General features: G+C 71.9%; 9 protein-coding genes and 1 pseudogene. 4 read left to right on the top strand and 6 right to left on the bottom strand.

The window, feature by feature from the left end:
• Positions 1-34: 34 nt before the first annotated feature.
• Together ABZ570_RS12400 and ABZ570_RS12405 are read right to left on the bottom strand one after the other, a co-directional pair.
• Positions 35-287: pseudogene (locus ABZ570_RS12400) on the bottom strand (hypothetical protein).
• Positions 284-589, bottom strand: coding sequence for a DivIVA domain-containing protein (locus ABZ570_RS12405; protein ID WP_358061142.1), 306 nt, complete (start codon positions 587-589; stop codon positions 284-286). The pseudogene ABZ570_RS12400 and the gene ABZ570_RS12405 overlap by 4 nt, the downstream one beginning before the upstream one ends.
• Positions 590-897: 308 nt before the next feature.
• On the opposite strand from ABZ570_RS12405, the gene ABZ570_RS12410 reads away from it, so the two are divergent.
• Positions 898-1,116 carry a winged helix-turn-helix domain-containing protein gene (locus ABZ570_RS12410; RefSeq protein WP_357110118.1) on the top strand — a complete coding sequence of 73 codons (219 nt, stop codon included), beginning with the start codon at positions 898-900 and terminating at the stop codon, positions 1,114-1,116.
• A gap of 217 nt (positions 1,117-1,333) precedes the next feature.
• Here the strand turns inward: ABZ570_RS12410 and ABZ570_RS12415 are convergent, their stop codons facing one another.
• Positions 1,334-2,410 (bottom strand): hypothetical protein, encoded by a 1,077-nt coding sequence (locus tag ABZ570_RS12415; RefSeq protein ID WP_358061104.1) that lies wholly within the window; start codon positions 2,408-2,410, stop codon positions 1,334-1,336.
• Positions 2,411-2,465: 55 nt separating this feature from the next.
• Between ABZ570_RS12415 and ABZ570_RS12420 the strand changes: the two genes are divergently transcribed.
• The 3 genes from ABZ570_RS12420 to ABZ570_RS12430 all read left to right on the top strand — a co-directional run bounded on the left by ABZ570_RS12420 (position 2,466) and on the right by ABZ570_RS12430 (position 4,779).
• Positions 2,466-2,966: a cation:proton antiporter regulatory subunit gene (locus ABZ570_RS12420; RefSeq protein WP_358061107.1), complete on the top strand. Its 501-nt coding sequence runs from the start codon at positions 2,466-2,468 to the stop codon at positions 2,964-2,966.
• A 7-nt stretch (positions 2,967-2,973) separates the two neighbouring features.
• The gene (locus tag ABZ570_RS12425; RefSeq protein WP_358061110.1) at positions 2,974-4,182 is read left to right on the top strand and encodes a cation:proton antiporter; all 1,209 of its coding nucleotides are present in this window, start codon (positions 2,974-2,976) and stop codon (positions 4,180-4,182) included.
• 168 nt (positions 4,183-4,350) lie between these two features.
• Positions 4,351-4,779 carry a hypothetical protein gene (locus tag ABZ570_RS12430; protein ID WP_358061113.1) on the top strand — a complete coding sequence of 143 codons (429 nt, stop codon included), beginning with the start codon at positions 4,351-4,353 and terminating at the stop codon, positions 4,777-4,779.
• Between the two features lie 97 nt (positions 4,780-4,876).
• Here ABZ570_RS12430 and ABZ570_RS12435 read toward each other — a convergent pair whose 3' ends face one another.
• The 3 genes from ABZ570_RS12435 to dnaJ form a co-directional block, all read right to left on the bottom strand.
• A complete protein-coding gene (locus ABZ570_RS12435; protein WP_358061116.1) occupies positions 4,877-5,086 on the bottom strand; it encodes a hypothetical protein in 210 nt (69 codons plus the stop codon).
• A gap of 299 nt (positions 5,087-5,385) precedes the next feature.
• Positions 5,386-5,826, bottom strand: coding sequence for a MerR family transcriptional regulator (locus ABZ570_RS12440; protein WP_358061118.1), 441 nt, complete (start codon positions 5,824-5,826; stop codon positions 5,386-5,388).
• 30 nt (positions 5,827-5,856) lie between these two features.
• Complete coding sequence (gene dnaJ, locus ABZ570_RS12445; RefSeq protein WP_358061121.1) at positions 5,857-7,029, bottom strand: molecular chaperone DnaJ; 1,173 nt, start codon at positions 7,027-7,029, stop codon at positions 5,857-5,859.
• Positions 7,030-7,103 lie beyond the last annotated feature (74 nt).

Consider the following 7,103-nt stretch of genomic DNA (forward strand, 5'->3'; position numbering starts at 1 on the left):
TGAGCTGACTCACTTCGACTGCCACTGGAAGCGGTCAGCGGGGCAGGCGGGCGGTGCAGGGTGTCTCGTGGTCGGCGCGCAGAACGCAACGCCGGCCGCCGTCGAGCTTGCGGTCACAAGAAGACCCAGTGGCGTACGCACTGGTCGTCCTCGGCCGAGACGGTGATCCCGCCGAGGTCGACGGCAGCCAGGAAGGCCAGCGACCGACCCGCCGTCCGGCCGAGCATCTTCGCCCGAGCCAGGTCGGGCGCCGTGACCGGCAGGTGAATGACGTAGCGGCCGGTCACGGCTGCCGGGCCAGGTCGCGCATGGTAGGAGCCTGGCGGGACTGCCACTCGCGGAGCGCGTCCTTGATCCTGGCCGTCTCTGCCCTGCTACGAGCCACCTCGGCCTCGGCGGCGGCGAGGTCGCCAGCAACCCGGTCGAGGAACGCGGCGACCTCAAACGGATCCAAGCCCCGTCGGCGGATGTCAAAGGTGCGGCTCCGCACCTGCCACGGCCGCAGCGGCAGGTACGACGTCGATCGGTACGCGCCGGCGGGCGGCTGATTGGCCGGGCCGGCGTTCTCACGCTTCGCCCGGCGTCGCAGCAAGTTGCGCACGATGCTGATCCCTTCTCAACGATCGATGGGAAGAGGGCGGCCCGGCCGAGCACCCTTGATCAGCCGAGCCTCCCCGACCTGCAGCTGCAGCCCTGCCCGGCGAGCAGGGCACCCGGAGGGTCGGGACGGACCACGGGGGATGCCCGCCCCGAGCAGATGAGCGCCCCAAGTGCCATCCGGGGGCGTTCCACAGGAACCTACAATCGGTGGCGGTTGTAGGTCAACGACCAACCACCGATTGCTTGAGATCGGAGGTTGCTGCGTGATCGAATGGGCATGCCATCCGGGGAGTGTGTATGCCCAAGCAGCAGTACCAAGTGCTCGCAGACGAGCTGAAAAGCAAGATCGATTCGGGAGAGTGGCCGCCTGGCACCAAGCTGCCGAGCCGGTCCCAACTGTGCAAGGAATACGGCGTGTCGGACACGGTGGTCGGCAAGGCGATGATGATCCTGCGCGCGACCGGCCTCACCGAGACCCTCGAAGGGGTCGGCGTATTCGTCGCGGAGCCGAAGTAGGCGAAGGCGGATAGGCGGATCGGGCAAGGGTCATGATCCGTGACGGGCAGGCTGCTTTCCGCTCGGCGTGTCGGCTCGCTGGGCTGCCAACGATCACGGTTGCGCTCGCCGCGTGATGGCACAAGCGACTCAGCTCCGAAGGCGGCCACCACCACAGGTGCCGGTCGCCGGAGCGCGGCAGCGCACGACCCCACGCCGGGCCACCCGGGGCCGACCGTCAGTCGCCGACCAGGGCCACCCTGATCCACCGGCGGGCGCCGACCGGGCCGACGGCGAGGATGACCTCGTCCGGGGCCCGGCCCACGAGCGTGCCGTCGTCGAGCAGCTGAAGGTAGTGCTCGGGGCCGAGCGGCCAGCTGACCCGCTCGTACCGGCCGTCAACCACCACGCCCACGCCGTCCGGCCCGGTCACCGCCACCCGCCCGGCACCCACCGGCGCCACCGAGCTCGCCTTCTCCGGGTGGCGGTCGGCCCGCACCTGCTGCCAGTTGCCCCGATAAGCCCAGAGCGCCGGGAAGCCCGTCCGGTCCGGCCGCTCCCCGATCAGCCAGACCTCACCGTCGGGCGCGGACACCACGCGCAGCACCTCCACCTCGCCGTCGGGCGTCGGTACCGGACTCCGCTGCCAGGTCCGTCCCTGGTCCGTCGAGACCGCGGCGTACGGCCGCCCGCCGCTCGCGCCGGCCGCCACGAGCAGGTCCCCCGCCTCGCGCACCGTGTTCAGGGCCGGCAGGTCGGGCTGGACCGGCAACGGGCGCAGCCGCCGCCCGTCCCAGCGGGCCACCTTGCCGCTCTTCTCGGCCACCTGGAATCGGCCGCCTGCGCCCACCACGACCGGCGGCGGCGCGACTCCCGGGTGGTGGGTGAAGGTGACGCCGCCATCGGTCGAGGCGTACCAGCCGAACGGTTCGGCGGCGAGCACCAGCAGGCCCTGCGGGGCGTGGAGCTGCTGGTTCTCCGCGACCGGCCGGGGGTGCGGCAACGGCTGCCAGGACCGGCCACCGTCCCGGGTGGCGAAGAGCCGTGCCGGGCAGTCCCGGCCGGGCGGCCGGCCGTCGCAGGTGGCGAAGAGGGCGTACGCCTGCTCCGCGTCGACGAACTCGATGAACGGCGGGTCGTACCGGTCGGGAACGGCGACCCGGACGAGGCGTACCTCATGGACGTCGGCGACCGGCGGCGCGGCCGGCGCGGTGGCGACCGGCCCGGGCGACGCGGACGCAGGGTTCGGCGGCGAGCGCCGGACATCTCCGATCGAACAGGCCGCCATCACCGGCAACGTGAGCAACAGTGTCACCATGCGGCACGATCGCCGGTTCACCACACCTCCCGCGCAGAGTACCCTCGCCCGCGTGCGAGTACGTGTTGAACAGACTGACCTGCCGGGGATCGGCGTACGTCACGATTTGGTGACGGAATCCGGCCGCCGGCTTGGCGTGGTCTCCCACCGCAACGGCCGTCGTGACCTGGTTCTCTACGATCCGGACGATCCGGACGCCTGTCAGGCGGACATACCCCTCACCGACGACGAGGCGGAGGCCCTCGCCGACATCCTCGGCGCGTCCCTGATGCTCAGCCAGCTCTCCGGGCTGCGCGAGCAGGCCGCCGGGCTGCTCACCGAGCAGATCGCCATCCCGGCCGGCACCAAGTACGTCAACCGGCGGCTGGGTGACACCAAGGCGCGTACCCGCACCGGTGCGTCCATCGTCGCCGTGCTGCGCCAGGGCGAGGTGATCGTCTCGCCGGAACCCACCTTCCGTTTCGCCGCCGGCGACGTGGTGGTCGTGGTCGGCACGCGGCAGGGCCTCGACGGGGTGAGTGCGATCCTCGCCGAAGCAGACCCGGACGGCTGAGGCGCGGATGCACGAATCCACAACTCTGCTCGTCGAGGTCGGCGCGCTGCTGCTCCTGCTCGGCCTGCTCGGCCGGCTCAGCCGGCGCTTCGGCGTCTCGCCCATTCCCCTCTATCTGCTCGCCGGCATCGCCTTCGGTACGGGCGGCCTGCTGCCGCTCAACGCCAGCGAGGAGTTCTTCGCCATCGGGGCGGAGATCGGCGTGATCCTGCTGCTGGTCATGCTCGGCCTGGAATACAGCGCCAGCGAACTGGTGGGCAACCTTCGCTCGGCGGCCCCGGCCGGCCTGATCGACGCGCTGCTCAACGCCCTGCCCGGCTTCGCCTTCGCACTGCTGCTCGGCTGGGGCTGGCTCGCCGCCGTGGTGCTCGCCGGCGTCACCTGGGTCTCCTCGTCCGGAGTGATCGCCAAGGTCCTCGGCGACCTCGGCCGGGTCGGTAACCGGGAGACCCCGGTGATCCTCTCCATCCTGGTGATCGAGGACCTCGCGATGGCCCTCTACCTGCCGCTGCTCACCGCGCTGCTCGCCGGCATCGGCCTGATCAAGGGCGGCATGGCGCTCGCCGTCGCGGTGCTCACCGTGGTCGCTGTGCTCTTCGTCGCCATCCGGTACGGCCACCTGATCTCCACGGCACTCTCCGCGAAGGACCCGGAGGCGCTGCTGCTCGGGGTGCTCGGCCTGACCCTGCTGGTCGCCGGCGTCGCGGCCAAGCTCCAGGTCTCCGCGGCGGTCGGTGCGTTCCTGGTCGGCATCGCCCTCTCCGGCCCGGTGGCACACCACGCCACCGAGCTGCTGTCGCCGCTGCGGGATCTCTTCGCCGCGGTCTTCTTCGTGTTCTTCGGGCTGGTCACCGACCCGCGGGACATGCCCCCGGTGCTGCTGCCGGCGCTGGCGTTGGCCGTGGTGACCATGGGCACGAAGCTGCTCACCGGCTACCTGGCCGCCCGGCGGGCCGGAATCGCCGAGCCCGGTCGCTGGCGGGCCGGTTTCGCGCTCACCCCGCGCGGCGAGTTCTCCATCGTGATCGCGGGGCTCGCCGTCGCGGCCGCGCAACCGGTGGAGCCCAGGCTGGCGGGGCTCGCCACGGCGTACGTGCTGATCACCGTGGTGACCGGGCCGCTGCTGGCCCGGCTGCCCGACATGCCCTGGTTCAAGCGCTGGTTGCGCCAGCGGGCCGCCGCCCGGCCGCCCGCACCGGTGCCGGCCGGCGATTGAGTCCGTCGGGCCGGGTCGGCCTAACGGTCGACCCGGCCCGGCCAACGGTTGCCGAATTGGTTCCGGGAGGGTCTACCGCCGGTACGCGAAACCGCGTTACGGTGTCGCCCCAGCAGCCAGGGTCCGCGGGTGCCGGTGCCCCGCCAGCGGAAACGGAAGGGTTGGCCGGTGAGCGTGCAGGAAGAGACGTTCCACGGCTTCGCCAACCCGGTCGACCCGTCGCCAGCCGAACTGCGAACGTGGGCGTACCAGCCGGACTCCGTACCGCTGACCGCCATGCCCCCGGACTGGGATCTGCTGGTCGCCGGTGACCACCTGGTGGGGACGCTCTTCGAGCTGGCCATGGACCGGTCCTGCCCAGCCCGCCGCTTCGCCCTGCACTGCCTCTACATCTACGCCGCCGACGGCATCCGGACGAACTTCCGGGCCCACCCGAAGCGCCGCTTCCGCAAGCTGGTCGAGCAGGCCGAGCGAACCGGCGACGAGCTGATGCGCAACTGGGCGCACAACAGCCGGGTGCTGCTCGCCCGGCCGGATCTCTTCGTCTACCGCGACTGGTGCGAGGGCGGCCTGGTCCGGGAGAACCGCCGGCTCTAGATCCCCCGCGCGGCATCACCGCGTCCCGGCCCGCACGTCCCGACGAGCGAACGAGCCGGGACCCCCCGTGGGTCCCGGCCCGCACGTCGACGGATCGTCAGCTCGGCGATCCGCCCTGCTTCTGGCGTCGTTCATCGGCCCTGGCCTGGTCGATGCCGTGGTCCAGCTGGTCGGCGAAGCGGCCTTCTTTGATCTTGTCGGTGAAGCTGCCCTCAGTGACTCGGCCGAATCGCTCGCGGATGTACCCGGCCACCTTCCCCAGCCGGTCCTCCGCCTCCTCCGCCACTCTCTTCGCCGATTCCGCCATGGCTCCCCCTGCCAAGTTCGGAGTCCGGATTGAGCCGATTGGGCCTGATTCACAGGTTAATGGATGTGACCTTCCCGCACCCTCGTTTCCCTCACCCCGGGGCCTCGCGACCGTCGGTGGAACGCCAGGTGTGTCACTGGGCGCCTGAGGCACACCTGGCGTTCCACCCGGGGCTCGAGGGGCTGGACGGCCACGGCACGGCGTACGCGAAGGGCCGGCGCGGGGTAGGCGAAGGGCCGGCGCGGCCCGGGTCAGGGCACACGCCGACCCGCGTCAGGGAGGACGGCGAAGGGGAGGAGTCAGCGGTCGGGGGTGCGGCGGGGACGCCAGACGACCAGCGCCGTCGAGGTGCGGTTGGTGGGTACGAGGTCCCCGCGCGGGAAGCCGCCCAGCGACTCCAACTCGGCGATCCGCCGGTAGGCGGCGTCCAGCTCCGCCTCCAGCCGCGCCACCCGCTGCTGGGCCTCCTCCAGCAGCCGTTCCAGGCCGATGATCCGCTTGACCCCGGCCAGATTGATCCCGTCGTCCTGGCTGAGGCGCTGCACCTCACGGAGCAGCACCACGTCGCGGACGCTGTACCGGCGGCCGCCGCCGGCCGCCCGGCCGGCCTGCACCAGGCCCAGCCGGTCGTACTGGCGCAGGGTCTGCGGGTGCATCCCCGCCATCCGCGCCGCTACCGAGATCATCAGGACCTTGGCCTCGTAGGCCGGGTCACCTGAGTCGACGAACTTCCCCGACATCCCCGCTCACCTCCGCTGCCTTTTCACCGGTCAACTGAATCGACGCACCCGCGCGTCGAGATGTTCCCGCGCGGCGGGCGGGGTCTGCTCCGCGAACGCCTCCAGCGCCGCTCGCGCCTCGTCCGACACCTTGGCCGGGACCACCACGTCGAGGGTGACCAGGAGGTCACCGGCGCGGCCGTCCTTGCGTACGACGCCCTTGCCCCGGGCGCGCAGCACCCGACCGCTCGGCGTACCCGGGGGCACCCGGAGGGTCACCGCGCCGTCCAGGGTCGGCACCCGCAGGTCGGTGCCGAGCACCGCCTCCGCGAAGGTGATCGGCACGGTCAGGGTCAGATCGTCCCCGGTGCGCCCGAACACCTCGTCCGGGCGGACCTTCACGTGGACGAACAGGTCGCCCGCCGGTCCACCCCGCTCGCCGGGCTCGCCCCGGCCGGCCAGCCGGATGCGCTGCCCGTCGGCGACCCCGGCGGGGAAGCGGACGTTGAGCGTGCGGGTCTTGGTGACCCCGCCCGTGCCGTGGCACTCCGGGCACTTCTCCTCGACGATCGTGCCGACACCCTGACAGTTGCGGCACGGCTCGGAGAAGCTGAACGACCCCTGGTTACGGGTGGTCACCCCAGCGCCGTGGCAGATCGGGCAGGCCACCGGCTGGGTGCCGGGCTTCGCGCCACTGCCGTGGCAGGTGTCGCAGACCCCCCGTGCGCGCAGCGTCAGCGGCAGCGTGACGCCGCGTACCGCGTCCTCGAAGTCGAGGGCCACCTCGGCCTCGACGTCGCGGCCGCGCGCCGGACCGCGCGCACGGGCCTGGCCGGCGCCGCCGGTGAAGATCGAGCTGAACAGGTCACCCAGCCCACCGCCACCGAACCGGGTCTCGCCGCCGGCCGCCCCGCCGAACAGGTCGGACACGTCGAACGGCGCGCCGCCCGGCTGGCCGCCGCGGGCGTTGCGGCGGAACGCGCCCGAGCCGAAGAGCGAGCGCATCTCGTCGTACTCGCGGCGCTTCTTCTCGTCGCCGAGCACCGCGTACGCCTCGGAGACGGCCTTGAACCGTTCCTCGGCCTTCGGGTCACCGGGGTTGTGGTCCGGGTGCGACTCCCGGGCCAGCTTCCGGTACGACTTCTTGATCTCGTCCGAGGAGGCGGACTTCTCCACGCCCAACACGGCGTAGTAGTCCTTCTCGATCCAGTCCTTGGAACTCAACCGTCCACCCCCTTCCAAGGGAGCTGGAGTGGACCTACGGGTTGCTCTGCGGCCTCGGCAGCCACGACCTCTCC

Source organism: Micromonospora sp. NPDC007271 (genome assembly GCF_040634005.1).
Taxonomy (GTDB): Bacteria; Actinomycetota; Actinomycetes; order Mycobacteriales; family Micromonosporaceae; genus Micromonospora.